Below are 16,422 nucleotides of genomic sequence, written 5' to 3' on the forward strand. Positions count from 1 at the left end.
ACGACCCCGAAGGCCATGCCGATGAACGGCTCCCGCATCCCGGGCCTGCTGCTGCCCGCCGTGTTCCTGCTGGCCCTGGTGGTGGGCCTGTTCTGGTACTGGCGGCACCGTGACGACGACTGACCGCTGCGGCTACTCCGCGTCCGTCACCGGCACCCGGATGTCCAGCACGCACACGTCGTCCCGCCGCTCGCCCTCCAGCATCGCGGCGAGCAGCGCGTCCAGGGACCCGGGTTCGGAGGCGCGGACGGCCTCGGCCAGGCGGGTCAGGCCCAGGTCGATGTCCTCGCCGAGCCGCTCCACCAGGCCGTCGGTGTACAGCAGCAGCCGGTCGCCGGGCTCCAGCCGGAACTCGGCGGACTCGTAGACCGGGTCCGCCGAGGCCCCGAGCAGCATGCCGTCGGGGCGGTCGAGCCGCCGCACCTCGCCCGCGCGCACCAGAAGCGGTGGCAGGTGACCCGCCTGGGCCCAGACGAGACGGTGCTCGGCGGGCTGGTACCGGGCGAGCACGAGTGTCGCGGTGGACTGGCTGTCGCGCGAGTGCAGGAGCAGGAAGTTCAGCCGGGCGAGCGCACCGGTCAGCGAGGAGCCGGTGGTCACCATGCCCTTGGCGGTGAACCGGAGCTGGGCCATCGTCGCGACGGCGTCGATACCGTGGCCCGCCACGTCGCCGACGACGAACAGCGCCGAGTCGTCGGGAAGTTCGATGGCGCTGAACCAGTCGCCGCCGACGTGCACCCCCGCCTGCGCGGGCAGATAGGCGACCTCGACGCGCAGCCCGCACAGCCGCACCGGCCCGCTGGGCAGCGGGAGCAGCGCGTGCTGGAGCCGGGTGGCCAGCGCGCGCTCGGCCTCCAGGACGCCGCGCTGCGTCAGGATCGCCCGCTCGCTGTCCACCAGGGCGAGTTCGGCGCTGCGCTGCGCGGTGAGGTCCTGGACGAAGCCGTGCACCTCCACGACCATGCCGTCCGCGGCGGTCACCCCCTCCGCGACGGCCCGCAGATGCCGCACCGTGTTCCCGGTCCTGATCCGGAACGGGACGTCGAACGAGCCGCCGGTGCGGGCGAGTTCGGAGACCGCGCGGGCCAGCGCGTGGGCGTCCTCGGGCAGCACCAGGTCCGGCAGCAGGTCCAGCGCGACCGCGCCGCGGCCCGGGTCGCGGCCCAGGATGGTGTACACCTGGGACGACCAGGTGACCTGACGAGTCATCAGGTTCCAGTTCGCCCAGCCGAGGTTGCCCAGCCGCTGCATGTCCGCCAGCCGCTGTTCCTGCCGCTCCTGCAGATCGTGCCGCAGCCAGGTCACCAGCAGTCCGTCGCCGAGCCGGGTGGCCCGCACCGAGTAGGCGGCCCGCACGGCCGCCCCCGCGACGACCTCCTCGTGGACGAACGGCTCACCCTCGTACGGCTCCCCGTCGAGCGCCTTGAGATACCCCTGCCACAGCGACTCGCCGGCGACGGAGGGATAGCTCTCCAGGATGTGCGAGCCGACCAGCTCGCGGCCGGTGCGGCCGAGGATGTCGACGGCGTTCGGGGTGGCCGCCTCGATGCGGTAGTCCTCCACCTCTCCGACGGCGGTGCGCAGCGGGGTCAGCAGGACCGCCGCTCCCGGCAGTGCGTCCAGCACCGTCTGCACCGTCCGGGAGAAGTCCGAGGCCGGCGGTTCGGCCGGGGCGTCGAGGGCGGTGAGCCGGCCCGCGCACAGCCGGGCGACGGCGCGCAGCAGCTCGCGCTGCGCCGGCCCGAAGACCGCATCCTGCCGGCGCAGCACACCGAGTGTCACATCGGTCGTGTCCCCGGTCGTGACCGGCAGCCAGGCCCGGGACAGCCAGCGCCCGGGCGGTTCGTCGATGAGCCGGTAGTCCTGCCGGTCCCGGGCGAAGTGCTCCAGCCAGCGGGGCTCACCGGTCTTGAGGGTCTCCAGCGGGGCGAACCCGCTCAGCGGCGGTACCCGCTGCCACTGGGCGGCGAGTGTCGCGTCGACACCGGCGTACCCGATGAGTTCGAGCCCGTGGCCGGGCGGCCGCCGGTACAGCAGCACCGCGTCGGCGCCGACCCCGGGCGCCAGGTGGTCGAGCAGCGTCCCGGCCAGCTCCTGCGGGGAGCCGACGTGCACCAGGGCCGTGCCCAGGCGGCCGAGCGTCTCGGCGGTACCGGGCGGGACGGGCGACTTGCGGGAGGCCACCGGGGCGGGAAGTTCGGTGACGGGGTCGACGGCCGGGGGCGCGGTGGGCATCAGGGCGCCGAGGGTGAGCCAGCACTCCTCCAGCAGCGTGCGGTTCCCGGCCTTGGCCCGCTGCAGAAGCGCCTCGTGCGCGGCGTCGGGGGAGCAGCCCGTGGTGGCCATCAGGGCGCCCTTGGCCCGCTCCACCACGGCGGAGACGGCCACCTGGTCCCGCAGCCGGTCCAGCTCGGCACGCTGCCGGGACACGACCTTGGCCAGAGCCGCCGGCTCGGCGACGGCGCCGGTGCCGACAGGCGGCGCTTGCTCGCTGGTCACGGATCGAGCATGGCACAGGAAGGCGCGTCCGATCACACCCGTGCCGGATCAGTGAAGGTTCTGAGCATCCCCGGACCAGAACCGGACCAGGACCGAACCGGAACGGTCAGCGGCCGGTACTGTGCCCGACGAGCGCCTCGGTGACGGCACGGACGCTGCGCGCGATGTGCTGGAGTTGCAGCACCTCCGCCGCGTACAGCTTGATCGTGTGCTCGATGACCGACTCCGGCAGTCCCAGCAGGGGCAGTTCGGCCCGCGCGGTCTGCAGTGCCGTGCGGGCCACCCGGATCTCGTGCTGGACCTGGATCTGCGCGTGCCGGGCGAGCAGCACGGGGTGCCGGATCAGCGCCGGGTAGCTGGCGTAGCGGGCCGGCACCAGCTCGCGCAGCCACTTGGTGGCGGAGCGCTCCCAGTCGTAACTGCCCGGCGTCCTGACCTGGCAGGGCCAGTCTGGAGTGATGCGGGTGGTCGTCGTCAGGGTCATGATCATCGCTTCCGGGATGCGGCGTCGGAAAGGGTGGTCGACGGATGTCTGGGCGGCTCCGGCCTAGGGGATGGCCGGAGCCGCCGCGGGCGAATCGCGCAGGCGATGCCCGTTCGAACACCCCGGGCGCCGACGCGGGTAGGAGACGGCGGCTGGGGGTGTCCGTGCAGGGACCCCGGGCGCCGGCCGCCGGCACTGCGGATGGTGCTGCGTGCGCATGGGCGGTCCGTCGGCTTTCTCGGGGCGGGTGCGAGCGGTGCGTCCTCGGTGCGGAACGTGCCCGGAGGGTGCCGGGGAGATCCGTCAGCAGTATTTATATATGCCATCCGGTTTGCAAGACGTATGAAAACATTCATGCGTGAATTGCGGTGAATGATCCCCCTACGTGCTGCTGCGGAGAGGGGGGAGGGACGGTCCGGTGGGCCCCGGGTCAGTCCTTGAGGAAGAACTGGTGCTGCTCGGCGACGTGCTCGTACTCCTCCAGGCGTGCCTGGGTGCGCTCCGGGTCGGCGTCGGTCATGGCCTGGAGCAGGGCGGCGGCCATCAGGCCGGGCGCCGCATAGGTGTCGAAGACCAGGCGGGACCCGATGCCGGTGCTGAAGGTGACGTCGGCCTCGTCGGCCAGCGCGCCGAGCGCCAGGTCGGTCACGAGCGCGACCCGCAGACCCGCGGTGCGTGCCACCTGGATCGCGGTGAGCGTCTCCTGCGCGTGCCGCGGCATCCCGAACGCCAGCACCCAGGTGCCGCCCGCCTCCCGCGACTGCAGCAGCGCGTCGTAGGCCACGCTGCCGCCCCGGGTCACCAGCCGGACATCGGGGTGGATACGGCGGGCGGCGTAGGCGAAGTACTCCGCCAGCGAGACGGAGATGCGCAGGCCGAGCACGGTCAGCGGGGAGGACTGGGACAGCTCGCGGCCGATCCAGATCACCCGGTCCGGGTCGGCGAAGTCCCGGCGCAGGTTCTCCAGGTTCTCGATCTCGGCGTCGACGGCCGCCTGGAGTTCGTTGCTGCGGTGCTCGGTGGCGGCCCCGGTGCCGCCCGCCAGGGTGCGCAGCGCGATCGACTGGAGCCGCTCGCGCAGCGCGGGGTAGCCGTTGAAGCCGACCGCGCCCGCGAACCGGGTCACCGACGGCTGGCTGACCCCGACCCGCTCGGCGAGATCGGTGATCGACAGGAAGGCCGCCTCGGTGATGTGGTCGATCAGGTACTGGGCGATGCGCCGCTGGCCGGGGGAGAGCCGGGGGCCGTCGAAGAGCTCGCGGAGCTGGGAGGTGGGCGCGGCCTCCGCCTCCGGCACCGTCTTGCCCGAGGTGATCGCGGATGCCTGTGCGCGAGCCTGCTGCGGCGATGGCACCGAAGCGCCTCCTTTGTCTCCCACGAGGACTCAACATAGCTCACGGACCGTGGTGACCAGGGGTTGTGCGGTACGCCGGACCGTCCCGGTGCCGAACGCACAGGATGCGGAAACCGCACCGGGATTCCGGTGCTCACCGGCGACGGTTGCGGTGGTCGTCGCCGGTGGATCGGATGGATCGTACGGTCACCGCCGATAGATGGTGATCGAATGCCCGACATCATCGACCGGACGGCTGGTGTCGATCAATTCGGCCAGTCTGCCCCGTGCCTTGGCGACCGACGAGTCCGAGACGACCAGCAGCCCGTGCACCTCGCGGGGCGGCACCGTGCGGGGATCGGTGGCGTGGATGCCGTAGTACGACGGGATGCCACTGCCTTTGTAGACCAGCCAGATCCGCTCGCCCGGGTAGCGCTCCCGCAGCCGGTCGGCGAGCCGGCCCAGGTCCTGGCCCCAGTCCACGTTGGAGTCGTGCAGTCGCAGATGCGTCTTCGCCGGACCGCCGAACGCTTCGTTGGAGTACGGCAGATAGAACGGGAACGTCCGCAGCGAACTCACCGCGACGAACAGCAGCAGCGCCCCGCCCACCGGCCGTGACCACCGCCACCGCACCGCCAGCACCGAGGCCCCGCCCACCGCCAGGAACATCGGCATGAACAGCGCGTACCGCGTCCCGAAGTCCCGCGACCCGGTCATCGCCGAGGCCAGCAGCACGGCCGGCGGCAGCAGCACGTACGGCGCGGCCGGCCGCAGCCGCCGTACCGCCACCACCGCGACCGCACCGGCCCCCCACAGCGCCAGCATGCCCAGCGGGGTCTTCACCAGCAGGGCGGCCGGCAGGTAGTACCAGCGGGAGCCGGTGTAGAGGTGCCCGAACAGATAGCCCTGCCAGGGATAGTCCTCCAGGCCGAACTGCAGGCGCATGCCGTCCCGGTAGGCGTGCGGGAAGGGCATCAGATCCACCAGCAGGCCCCGCGGACCGTGGATCGCCGGGATCGGCACCGCGGACACGGAGCGCAGCCGGGGATCGACGGCCAGATAGGACAGCCACACGACGGCGACCGCCGTCGCCGTGACCACCACCGCGGCCGTGAGCGCGCGCCGCACCCGGCCCGGGCGCACGCCCCACACCGACAGCACCGCCAGGGCCGGCAGCACCGGGAGCGCGGGCAGCACGCTCATCTTCGTCGCCACCGCCGTGCCCAGAGCGGCCCCGGCGAGGGGCAGATACAGCCGGGGGCGGCGGCGTGCCCGCCACAGCAGCCAGGCCGAGGTGAGCACGAACCCGGCCGACGGCACGTCCAGGGTGGCCAGCGAACCGTGCGCGATCAGGTCGGGGGAGAAGCAGTACAGGGCGAGCGCGAGGAGCCCGGCGGCCGTACCGAGGACCTCGCGGGCGAAGGCGAAGACCACCAGGGCGAACAGCAGCGTCAGCGCGATCACCGGCAGCCGGGCCCACAGCATCAGCCGCCAGGGGTCGTTGCCCGAGGCGTACAGCAGATGTCGCCCCACCTGCCCCTGGTCGCCTTGGTACGACGGGTCGTAGTGCGGGTCGGCGACCGCGATCCCGGCCATGACGACGAGCTTGCCGAGCGGCGGATGCTCGGGGTTGTAGCGCAGCCGGTGCTCGTGGAGGTAGTCGGTGGCCGCGGCCACGTAGACCGGCTCGTCGATGGTGGGCGTCTGCTGGACGGCGGTGGTCACCATCGCGACCGCCATCTGGGCGAGCAGCAGCACCACCAGGACCGGCACCAGCCACCGGCGGCGGGCGCGCAGGGCGGCGGTCAGCCGGGCCGCGGCGGCGGGCCGTGGGGTGGGTGCGGGGTCGTCGAGGTGGCCGGGATCGAGGACCGACTGCTGTTCGCTTGCCATCATCCGCCCCGCGGGGACACCGGGCCCGCGGTGACGGGAGCGATCAGGAGGGTCATGGGCCCTACTGTCGCACCGCTCCCGCCACCGGGCGCGTCACCGCTTCACGAGTCGCACCGACAGACCGTCTGCCGTGTACACGGGTACGGCCCGCAGCTTGTCGGAGTTCAGCTCGATGTGGTCGAACTGTCCGCGCAGCCGCGGCGCGTCGAGCACCTGGAGGGTGCAGCCCGGGGCCGGCGGGTGTTCGGTGTCGAGCTTCAGGGACAGCGTGCTGCCCTTGCCGAGCACGGCCAGGTGCTTCACCCGGAGCGGCGCCCTGCGGCCCTTCCCCGGCGTCACCTCCAGGGTGCCCGCGTCCTGCGTGTAGGTTCCCCGCACGAACAGGTCCCCGGCCACCCGCAGGGTGCCGGCCTCGATCCGGACGTCGCCGCGGCCCAGCGCCTCGTCCGAGGCGGCGACCAGGGTGCCCCCGGCCACCACGGTGCCGCCGCGGTAACCGTTGCCGCCGGTCAGCGTCAGCGTGCCGGTGCCCTTCTTGGTCAGGCCGCCGTGGCCGTCGATGTCGTTGCGCCAGCTGTCGGCCGCCGAGAAGCCGCCGGCCGTCGCGTCCAGGGTGACCGTGACGTCGGTGTCGAAGGCGCCGTAGCCGTCCGCCGCGGCGAACAGGTTGAGGCGGCCCCACTGCTCGACGCCGTCCAGCAGCACATAGCCGGCGGGCAGGGCGGTGCTGCGCAGCACCTCGCGGCGCTGGTCGGCGGTGAGGTAGGGCTGGCGGGTCTCCAGGAGCACCTCGGCGCCCTTGGGCACGGTGAGCGGCTGGTCGCCGCCCTGCCGCCGCAGGATGTACGTCAGCCGGGGGGTGGCCGCGCGCTCGTTGGCGGTGCGGTCGGCGTACGGGTCGGCGGCGGTGCCGGCCGAGTGGGCGTAGGCGTACAGGGTGTCGGCGGTGCTGCCGGACCGCGCCTCGAAGTAGGCGAGGGCCTGGGCGCGGGCGGCCGCCTTGAGGGCGGCGTTGGCCGGGTCGGCGAGGGTGGCGGCGGCCAGGGCGGTGGCCATGATGCGGCCGCCGATCACGTCGACCGTGTTGTGCATACCGGCGATGATGCGGGTGTCGCTCAGCTCCAGGGCGCGGGCGACCAGCTCCTGGAAACGCTCCGGCACCGCGTAGGCGTAGGCGAGGCCCGCCAGGTGGAAGGCGTTGGTGTGGCCGGAGGGGAAGCCGCCGTCGTCGACCGGGGAGGTGCTGCGCTGGCGCAGCAGCTGCGGGGCGACGACCACCTCGGAGTCGTAGACCGGGAAGCCGTAGGCGTCGGTCCTGCCGGTGTCGACGACCTCGCTGTCCTCGTTCATGCGCCACGGACGCGGGTACTGGTAGGCGTACTTGGAGGGGTTGCCGGAGGCGTAGTTGCCGCGCAGGGTGTCGACCAGCTCGGCGACCTTGCCCAGCGCCGAGTCGTGCGAGCCGGCGCCGAGCGCCGAGCCCGCCGGGGCGTCGGCGGGGACGGCGTCGTTGACGGTGGTCGCGGGCGTCCCGTCGGGGGCGCTGGTGATCGAGGTGACCGCGAGGGAACCGGCCTTGTACAGGTCCGCCAGTGGGCCGAGGCCGGCGATCATCGCGTAGCTCTGGTGCTGGCGGTCGTAGAGGAACGCCTTCTTCGCCTCGGCCGCGGAGCGCTTGGCGGTGATCTTGGCGCAGTAACGCATGTTGTCGCGCAGGATGTCGGCGCGCAGCACGCCACCGGTGTTCCAGGCGGAACCCGTCTTCCATATCAGCGCGAAGCCGCCGAGGATGCGGACCACCGCGTTGGTGTCGGCGGTCTGGTTGGTGCTGATGTTCGTCTTGTAGTCGTCGACGAACGCGAGAGCGGTCGCGGCCTTGGCGTCCGCGGCGGCGAGCCACCCGGCGAACGTCGGGGCCGCCAGCACACCCGCCGACGCGCCGAGCGAGGTCTTGAGGAATCCCCGTCGGCCGACGGGGAGTCCACGGGCCGGTGAGGAGGTGCGGTGCCCGGCAGGTGACGGCATGGGTGTGCCTCTCTTGAGTTCTGGGGAGTTCACGCGGACGGCTGATGCTCCAGATGCGCGTGAGCGTGTGGGTTCGCGTGGGAGAAGTGTTGAACGAGCGCAGTTCTAGGGCGAGTTCGTGTCCCTGCGGTCATGGCCCGACGACCGCCATGTGACCCGGAGTTGAACGGCAGCCCGGTGGTTCACCGGAAGAACCGCCCGGGACCTGTGCGTTCGCAGCGTCGAACAGCCCGTGGTCCACGGCATACGGAACCGGACGGGCAGCGGACGGGTTTCTCACAGGATCGAACGTGCCAGCGCCACCGCGCCCTCGACCGGCGGGAGTCGCAACGGCTGTGGCCGCGCCCCGGGTACGGCGTCGGCGAGCGCGGCCGCGAAGGCGTCGTACAGGCGTGGCTGGGAGAGGATCGTGCCGCCCGCGACCACCACGTCGTCCACGGCGAGACCGCGGGCGGCGAGCCGGACCACGAGGCCGGCCAGGGCGCGGCCGCCGTCGGCTATCACGTCGGCGGCGAGCCGGGAGCCCGCGTCGGCCGCGACGAAAAGCACCGGGGCGTGCCGGCCCCACTCGGCGGAGACGTCGGAGGCGCCCTCCAGCGCGGCGCCGAGTGCGGGTACTTCGGCCACCTCGAAGGCGGCCACGAGTCCGGTCGCGAGGGCGTCGGGGGCCTCGCCGCGGTCGTGTGCGGCCCAGACGGCGCGGGCGGCCTCCCGGACCAGTCCGGCGGCGCCGCCCTCGTCGCCGAGGACCGCGCCCCAGCCGCCCACCTGCACGGGGCTGCCGTCGGGCTGCCGGCCGACGGCCACCGAGCCGGTGCCGGCGACCAGGCCGACGCCCTTGTCCAGGCCGGCGGCGGGGACGAGGAGCTCGGCGTCGCCCACCACCTGGACGGGCACGTCGAGGAGCTCCCGCAGCGCGGCGGCGATACCGGCGCACTGGCGGGGGGTCTCACAGGCGTGCCCGCCGACGGCCAGGGCGGCCGGGCGGGTGCCGGGAGGCAGGGCCTCGTGGACGAGTGCGGTCAGCCAGCGGGCCGCGGCGGCCGCTTCGTGCGGCCGCCAGCCACTGCTCGAACGGACGTGATCGGCGACCAGGTCCGCGCCGGTGAGGGCGCGGAGATGGGTCTTGGTGCCCCCCACGTCGATGCCGATCACAAGAGGGGAAGAAGACGCGTCCTGCACGGATCCTCTTTCGTCGTCTGGGCGAACAGCGCCGAAGAGCCTGGCACTCAGGGCCTGGCCGGCGGATCCAGCCGCGGGCGCGGGGCGTGGTACGCACTCCCCCACTGCCTTAAAGGCGTGGGGGGACCCCCAGCGGCGTTGTCGTCGGTCGCCGACGTCCCCCAGCCTTCGGCCGGGGGTGCCCCCACCGCGTCGACTCCCTCCTCCGCCTTGCAGCTGCACACACCACGCCCCGCTCACCGGCGTTGACAGTCGCCGCTGATTTTCTGCGTCTTGATCCGCCGGCCAGGCCCTAGCTGCGACGGCGGGCGAACCGTGCCTGGCCGGACAGGAGTTGAGGAAGTCGGGAAGCCCCGGGACGGGCTTCTTGTGGAGCACGGCAGGCGAGTACCGTGTACTTCGTTAGGAAGTTAACTAACGAAGTACAGTGCGTCAAGAGCCGCCGCGGACTCGATCAACGGGACGTTGTCGAGGCCAGAACCGCGCGGCACAAGGGCACCGCATCGCCGCATCCCGCGACACCCGGGGGAGCGCGGCCCCTGACCCATGGGGGAACTGTGGAACACGTCGTGACTGAGGCCCCCCGGCTCACCGAGAGCGCCGGCGCGGTCTTCGCCGTGCTGGCCCAGGCCGGCAGCGCCACCCGGCCGCAGCTCGCGAGCCTCGCCGGCCTTTCCAAGCCGACGGTCTCCGCCGCCGTCGCGGAGCTGGAGGGGGCCCGGCTGGCCACCCACTCCGGCACCGCCTCCGGCGGCACCGGCCGCTCCGCCGCGGTCTACGGCCTCGGACCCGCCTCCGGCTCGGTCCTCGCCGTCGACCTCGGCCCGGCCCACACCCGGGTGCGCGGCTGCGCCCTGGACGGCACGCTGCTCGCCGAGGCGGACACGCCCCGCACCCGCGCCGCCGACGCCGTCCGCGAGGCCCTGGCCGCGCTGCCCGCGGGCGCCCCGCTGCGGGCCATCGTCGTCGCCATCGGTGACGTCACCGCCCCCGACCTGGCGGGCACCGGGATGCGCCCGGCGACCGCCAAGGCCGGGCCGGTCTTCGACGCGGTCTCGGTCGCCCTGCCGCCGGGGGTCCCGGTCCACCTGGAGAACAACGTCAACTGCGCCGCCCTCGCCGAACTCCACGAGGGCGCCGCCCGGGGCCGCCGCACCTTCGGCTACCTGCGGATCGGCGTCGGTATCGGTCTGGGCATCGTGATCGGCGGCCAGGTGCTGCGCGGCGCCAACGGCGCGGCCGGTGAGCTGGCCCGGCTGCCCTACCCCTGGGACGACGACCGGGAGCCCCGCCAGGAGGCGCTGGAGGCGTACGTCGGCTCGCAGGCCCTGCTGCGCCGGGCCGCCGAGGCCTGGCGGGACATCGACGGCCCATGCCCCCGCACCGCCGAGCGCCTGTTCGCGCTGGCCGCCGAGGGCCGCGAACCGGCCCGTTCGCTCGTCGCCCGGCACGCCGCCGACGTGGGCCGGCTGGCCGCCGCCGTGGCCGCCGTACTGGACCCGGGGCTGATCGTGCTGGGCGGCAGCACCGGCGCGGACCCGCAGCTCCTGCCCGGGGTGCGGACCGAGCTGGGGCGGCTGAGCTGGCCCACCGAGGTGGTCAGCAGCCAGATCGGGGATCTCGGTACTGTCGTGGGTGCGGCCCGGCTCGCGGTGGCCAAGGGAGTCCAAAACGTGACCGAAGGCGCGCAGGTGAAGGATTGACGGCTTCCTTATCGGTCTGCCAATGTCCGGACAAGCGCTTTCTAAGTCGGCCGGGACGCCGACTTGGGGTGAGCCTCCCAGCCCGTACACGACGTACGGCAACCGCACGAGGGCGTGCCCGTGCGGTGATGGCCAGGACGGCCGGGGATCTCGCCCCGCGTGGACGATGCGGCCGGGCGAGGCCGCGCCCCCCGGAAAGCGACTTTTCCTTCAAAATGCACCCGTGCCGCCTCAGTCGGCGCCGTGCTCCGTCCGTACGACGAAATGGGATCGAAGATGACCACTGTGGGTGTGCGGCGCTCTCGCCGACTCGGCCGCGGCGGCATGCGCCGCCTGGTTCCTCTCGCTGCCGTGGCCACGGCAGGAGTCCTGCTGCTCTCCGCCTGCGGGTCGGGATCCGGCTCGGGCGGAACCTCCAAGTCGCTGACGTTCTGGATCTCCACTGTTCCGGGGCAGGACGCGGGCTGGAAGAAGCTGGTGGCGCAGTACAAGAAGGAAAGCGGCGTCAACGTCAAGCTCGTCAACATCCCCTACGACGGGTACCCGACGAAGCTGCACAACGCCGCGCAGGCGAACTCGCTGCCCGACGTGGCGGACGTCCCGGCGCTGGACCCGATCTGGTCGAACAAGCTGATCGACCTCAGCTCCATCGCCAACAACAAGACGAACAACATCAACGCCAACTTCCTCGCCAAGGACTCGTCCGGGAAGGTGCTGGCCATCCCCTCGGACGTCACCGCGTCCGGCCTGTTCATCAACAAGACACTGTTCAAGAAGGCCGGCGTCGCCGTCCCGACCTCGCCCGAGAAGACCTGGACCTGGACGGAGTTCATCGCGGCGGCGAACAAGGTCCGGGAGAAGACCGGCGCCAAGTACTCCCTCACGTTCGACCAGTCGCCGTCCCGGCTGCGCGCCATGGTGTACGAGATGGGCGGTCAGTACGTCCACGCGGACTCCTCCGGCAAGTTCTCGGTGGACGCCGCGACCAAGAAGGCCGTGAAGTACTTCGTCGGACTCAACGACGACAAGACCATGCCGAAGTCGGTGTGGACCAGCGGCGCCGACCCGTCGGCCATGTTCCAGAGCGGTGACGTGGTCGCCTACTGGTCCGGCGTGTGGCAGGTCGCCTCCTTCGCGGACAGCATCAAGAAGTTCGACTGGGCGAGCGTCCCGACCCCCGCCCAGCCGGTGCAGGCCAGTGACGTCAACAGCGGCGGCATGATGGTGGGCTTCAACAACAACGGCGCCGCGGCCACCGCCGCGCAGAAGTTCCTGTCCTGGGTCTACGAGCCGAAGCAGTACACCACGCTGGTCGAGACCTCCGGGTTCCTCCCGGTCGAGAGCGGTCTGAACCCGAAGTACCCCTTCACCTCCGAGGCGGCGCAGGCGGCGTTCAAGCTGTACAACGAGGAGATCCCGCTGTACGCCCCGATCTCGGGCTACTTCAACGGCGCGCAGACGAACTGGGTGCTGAAGGGCAAGAGCCTCGCCACCGACCCGACCAAGACGGAGCTCGGCAAGGCGATCAACGGCCAGCAGTCGGTCGACAAGGCCCTGCAGAACATCGTGGACGGCTACAACACGGCGGTCGGCGGCTGATCGTAGGTCCAAGGGCCCGGGCGGCGGGGGTCGCACACCGCCGCCCGGCCCTGGGCGCCATGTGATGCCGGGCTCACGGTGTGAGCCCACAGCAATCCATCCACCAGCACGGAAGTCAGGAAGATGACAAAAAGCGCCGCGGACGTGTCCGTGAGCCCGCCCAGGCGACGACGCAGCACCTACACCCTCGCGCCGCTCGTCCTCATCGCGGCCAATGTCGTGCTCTTCGCACTGTTCTTCATGTGGCCGGCGGTGATCGGGCTCGTCTACTCCTTCACGAACTACACGGGCGTGGGGGCGTTCCAGTTCGTCGGACTGGACAACTACCACAACCTGTTCGGGGACTCCGCCTTCTACGACGCGCTGACCCGGACGCTGCTGTACGCCGTCCTCTTCGTTCCGCTGAACTTCGCGCTCTCACTGCTCGCCGCCAACCTGCTGGTGAGCAAGCACGCCAAGGGCGCGTCCGTCGCCCGCGTCATCTTCTTCATCCCGTGGCTGCTGTCGCCCATCGTCGTGGGTGTCCTGTGGCGGTGGCTGTTCGGCGAGAACTTCGGACTGGTCAACTACGTCATCGAGAAGTTCGGCGGGTCCGCCGTTCCGTGGCAGTCGAACGCGGACCTGTCGCTGCTGGTCGTGGTCTTCGCGGCATCCTGGGCCTGGACGGGCTTCTCGATGCTGCTGTTCATCGCGGCGATCAAGAACGTGCCGGTGTCCTACTACGAGGCGGCCTCGCTCGACGGCGCCGGCCCCTGGCGCCAGTTCATCAGCATCACGCTGCCGAGCATCGCGCCCACCTCGTTCATCGTGATCCTGCTCAACACGATCAACGCGATGAAGGAATACCCGGTGTTCGTCTCCCTCAACAACGGCGGACCCGGAACGTCGAACAACCTGCTTGTCCAGTACATCTATCAGACCGGCTTCCAACGAGGCCAGATCGGCTACGCGAGCGCCGCGTCGTTCGTGCTCATGCTCATCCTGATGGCCGTCGCGATCATCCAGCTGATCGTCAACCGGCGGGTGGAGAACCGATGACAACCACAGACATGCCACGCCCGGTCGACGCCGACCCCGGACGGCCCGTCTCCAAGAAGCGGCCGCGCGGCGCGAGCAGCGGCGGATTCCGGCGGGCGGTACCCGCGACGACACTGCTGTGGATCATGGCGTGCCTCTACGGGCTGCCGGTGCTGTGGTTCATCCTCAGCTCCCTCAAGCCGGCCGGGGACCTGTTCTCCTATCCGCTGACGCTGATTCCGCACCACCCCACCCTGTCGGGTTACTCCCAGGCGTGGCGCAGTGCCAACTTCTCCCAGTACTTCATCAACACGACCATCGTGTGCGTGGTCACGACGATCCTCACGGTGGGCGTCAGCTGCTGCACCGGATACGCGCTGGCCAAGTACGACAACAAATGGCTCAAGGCGTTCTTCATCTGCATCCTGGCCACCACGATGCTGCCCGGCGAGGTCATGCTCGCCCCGGAGTTCCTGGTGGTCCGCAACCTCGGCCTCTACAACTCCTTCGCCGGCATCATCCTCCCGGCCGTGCTCACCGCGACCGGCTGCTTCATGTTCCGCCAGTTCTTCATCACGGTCCCCGACGAACTCGTGGAAGCCGCGCGCATCGACGGCGCCCGCGAACTGTCGATCTTCCTGCGGATCATGGTGCCGCTCTCCCGGCCCATCATGCTGACCCTCGCCATCCTGTCCTTCCAGTGGCGGTGGAACGACTACATCTGGCCGCTGCTGATGCTGAACGACCCCAACAAGTTCACCGTGCAGATCGGCATCCAGAGCATCGTCGGCGCACAGAACATCAACTGGTCGGTCCTGCTCGGCGCATCGGTCATCTCCATGATCCCGCTGATCGCCATCTTCCTGGTCTTCCAGCGCTACGTCATGGGCGCCGACATCAACGCCGGACTGAAGGACTGACCGTGTCCACCCCGCTCGACCACGAGTTCGTCCGCGCGGTGGCCGGCGCCGCCGACCGGCTGGCCGCCCCGCTGGCGGCCGGCCCCGACGAGGAGCTCGTCGGTGTGACCCACCGCGTTCTGGCCCGCCGGGTGAAGACCCTGGTCGCGGCGTACCGTTCCCCGGACTCGGCACTGCACGGCAGCGGGCGGGCCGTCGCCGCCGCGATGACCCACCTCGGCGCCCTCCGGGCCGCGCAGACCGCCACGGGCTTCTTCGCCGGCGGCGACAACGTGCAGTCACCGCCGGACTCCGCGTTCACCGTCAACGACGTGTGCGACGCGCACGCCCTCGCCGCGGGCGCGGGGCCGGAACTGCGCGACGTCACGGCCGCGCTCGCCGAGATCGCCGGCGCCGCCTCCGGCGCCCTCCTGGCCGGTGGGGTGCACACCCCGAACCACCGCTGGGAGCTGTGCGCGGCACTGGCCCGGCTGCACCGGTCGTTCCCGGACAACCGACTGCTCGACCGTGTCGACGCATGGCTCGCCGAGGGCGTCGACATCGACGCGGAGGGCCTGTACTCGGAGCGGAGCGCCAACTACGCGGCCCACGTGTCCAACCCGTCGCTGCTGCTCCTGGCCGACGTCCTCGGCCGCACCGACCTGCGGGACGCCGTCGAACGCAACCTCACCGCGACCCTGGACCTCATCAGACCGGACGCCACGGTGGAGACCGTCCACTCGCGACGGCAGGACCAGAACCGCCCGTTCCCACTGGCGCCCTACCTGCCGCACTACCGGCTGCTCGCGATCCGTACCGGCCGGGGCGACTTCAGCCGGGCGGCGAGATGGGCGGCGGCCGGCGGTGTCGACGACCCCCACCTGCTCGCCGAGACCCTCCTCACCCCCGACCTGTGCCGTGTGCTGCCGGCACCGGCGCCGGAACCCCTTCCCCGCGACCGGTACATCACCACGGCGCGCCTCGCCGCACGTGCCTCCGCCACCGCGCACAGCGTCCTGTACGGCGGCTCGGACGTGCCCCAGCACCGGCGCATCCGATCGGGCCTCGCCTGCAATCCCACCTTCCTGCGCCTGTTCGCCGGCGACGCCGTCCTCGACGCGGTCCGCCTCTCCCGCGGATTCTTCGACCTGGGCCCGTTCCGCGCCGCCGACATGCGACAGCTCGCCGACCACCGGTACCGGCTCACCGAAACCCTCACGGCCGCCTACTACCAGCCGCTCCCACCGGACCGGCAACGGGACGACGGCGCCTACCGCATGGCGGACGAGGGACGCTTCTCGGCCGCGATGGCCTTCCCGGACCGGCCCCGGGACGAGGTCTCCCAGACGACCCGCGTCGAAGCGGAGCTGCGGGAGGACGGTGTCGACCTGCGGATCGACATCAGCGGACCACGGGTGCCCTGGGCCCTCGAACTGACCTTCCGGCCGGGCGGCGTGCCAGAGGGCGCCGTACCGATCGGCGACGGACACTGGTGCCTGACGACCGGGCCGATGACCTACCGGGTCGGTGACGACGAGATCCGGGTCGAGGCCGACGTCGAGGCAGGCGAACCCCTTGCAGGGCCGGACCGGAGCGAGGTACTGCGGTACGACCCGGGTCAGGACTACACCGTGGTGGGCGGCACCGACGCGACCACCGGGAACCGCGTCTACATCGGTGGACACGGCCCTCAGACACTGACCGTCGCACTCCGCGCCCGCCGTCCCCAACCTGTCGTCCGACCCCGACACACCACGTCATGGCCACCTCCGGCATGAAGGGCTGATC

Annotated in this window: 11 protein-coding genes; 5 read left to right on the plus strand and 6 right to left on the minus strand. The window is 71.6% G+C overall.

What is annotated here, in order from left to right; genetic code table 11:
• Positions 1-132: 132 nt before the first annotated feature.
• The 6 genes from ACGFZQ_RS38065 to ACGFZQ_RS38090 all read right to left on the minus strand — a co-directional run bounded on the left by ACGFZQ_RS38065 (position 133) and on the right by ACGFZQ_RS38090 (position 9,416).
• Positions 133-2,499, minus strand: coding sequence for a SpoIIE family protein phosphatase (locus ACGFZQ_RS38065; RefSeq protein ID WP_393844232.1), 2,367 nt, complete (start codon positions 2,497-2,499; stop codon positions 133-135).
• Positions 2,500-2,605: 106 nt separating this feature from the next.
• Positions 2,606-2,989: a hypothetical protein gene (locus tag ACGFZQ_RS38070; RefSeq protein WP_393844233.1), complete on the minus strand. Its 384-nt coding sequence runs from the start codon at positions 2,987-2,989 to the stop codon at positions 2,606-2,608.
• 424 nt (positions 2,990-3,413) lie between these two features.
• Entirely contained in the window at positions 3,414-4,337 is a 924-nt protein-coding gene (locus ACGFZQ_RS38075; protein WP_351744960.1) for a MurR/RpiR family transcriptional regulator, read from the minus strand.
• Positions 4,338-4,523: 186 nt separating this feature from the next.
• Entirely contained in the window at positions 4,524-6,212 is a 1,689-nt protein-coding gene (locus ACGFZQ_RS38080; protein WP_393844234.1) for an ArnT family glycosyltransferase, read from the minus strand.
• Between the two features lie 90 nt (positions 6,213-6,302).
• A complete protein-coding gene (locus ACGFZQ_RS38085; RefSeq protein ID WP_393844235.1) occupies positions 6,303-8,234 on the minus strand; it encodes a phosphatase PAP2 family protein in 1,932 nt (643 codons plus the stop codon).
• Positions 8,235-8,510: 276 nt separating this feature from the next.
• Entirely contained in the window at positions 8,511-9,416 is a 906-nt protein-coding gene (locus tag ACGFZQ_RS38090) for an N-acetylglucosamine kinase (protein WP_393844236.1), read from the minus strand.
• Between the two features lie 569 nt (positions 9,417-9,985).
• On the opposite strand from ACGFZQ_RS38090, the gene ACGFZQ_RS38095 reads away from it, so the two are divergent.
• The 5 genes from ACGFZQ_RS38095 to ACGFZQ_RS38115 all read left to right on the plus strand — a co-directional run bounded on the left by ACGFZQ_RS38095 (position 9,986) and on the right by ACGFZQ_RS38115 (position 16,412).
• Entirely contained in the window at positions 9,986-11,119 is a 1,134-nt protein-coding gene (locus tag ACGFZQ_RS38095; protein WP_351744969.1) for an ROK family transcriptional regulator, read from the plus strand.
• Positions 11,120-11,395: 276 nt separating this feature from the next.
• Entirely contained in the window at positions 11,396-12,718 is a 1,323-nt protein-coding gene (locus ACGFZQ_RS38100) for an extracellular solute-binding protein (protein WP_393844237.1), read from the plus strand.
• Positions 12,719-12,841: 123 nt separating this feature from the next.
• Positions 12,842-13,756, plus strand: coding sequence for a carbohydrate ABC transporter permease (locus ACGFZQ_RS38105; protein ID WP_393844238.1), 915 nt, complete (start codon positions 12,842-12,844; stop codon positions 13,754-13,756).
• Complete coding sequence (locus ACGFZQ_RS38110; RefSeq protein ID WP_382536915.1) at positions 13,753-14,655, plus strand: carbohydrate ABC transporter permease; 903 nt, start codon at positions 13,753-13,755, stop codon at positions 14,653-14,655. The genes ACGFZQ_RS38105 and ACGFZQ_RS38110 overlap by 4 nt, the downstream gene beginning before the upstream one ends.
• Before the next feature lie 2 nt (positions 14,656-14,657).
• Positions 14,658-16,412, plus strand: coding sequence for a hypothetical protein (locus ACGFZQ_RS38115; RefSeq protein ID WP_393844239.1), 1,755 nt, complete (start codon positions 14,658-14,660; stop codon positions 16,410-16,412).
• The last annotated feature ends 10 nt before the right edge of the window (positions 16,413-16,422 follow it).

The organism is Streptomyces sp. NPDC048254 (genome assembly GCF_043201895.1).
Taxonomy (GTDB): domain Bacteria; phylum Actinomycetota; class Actinomycetes; order Streptomycetales; family Streptomycetaceae; genus Streptomyces.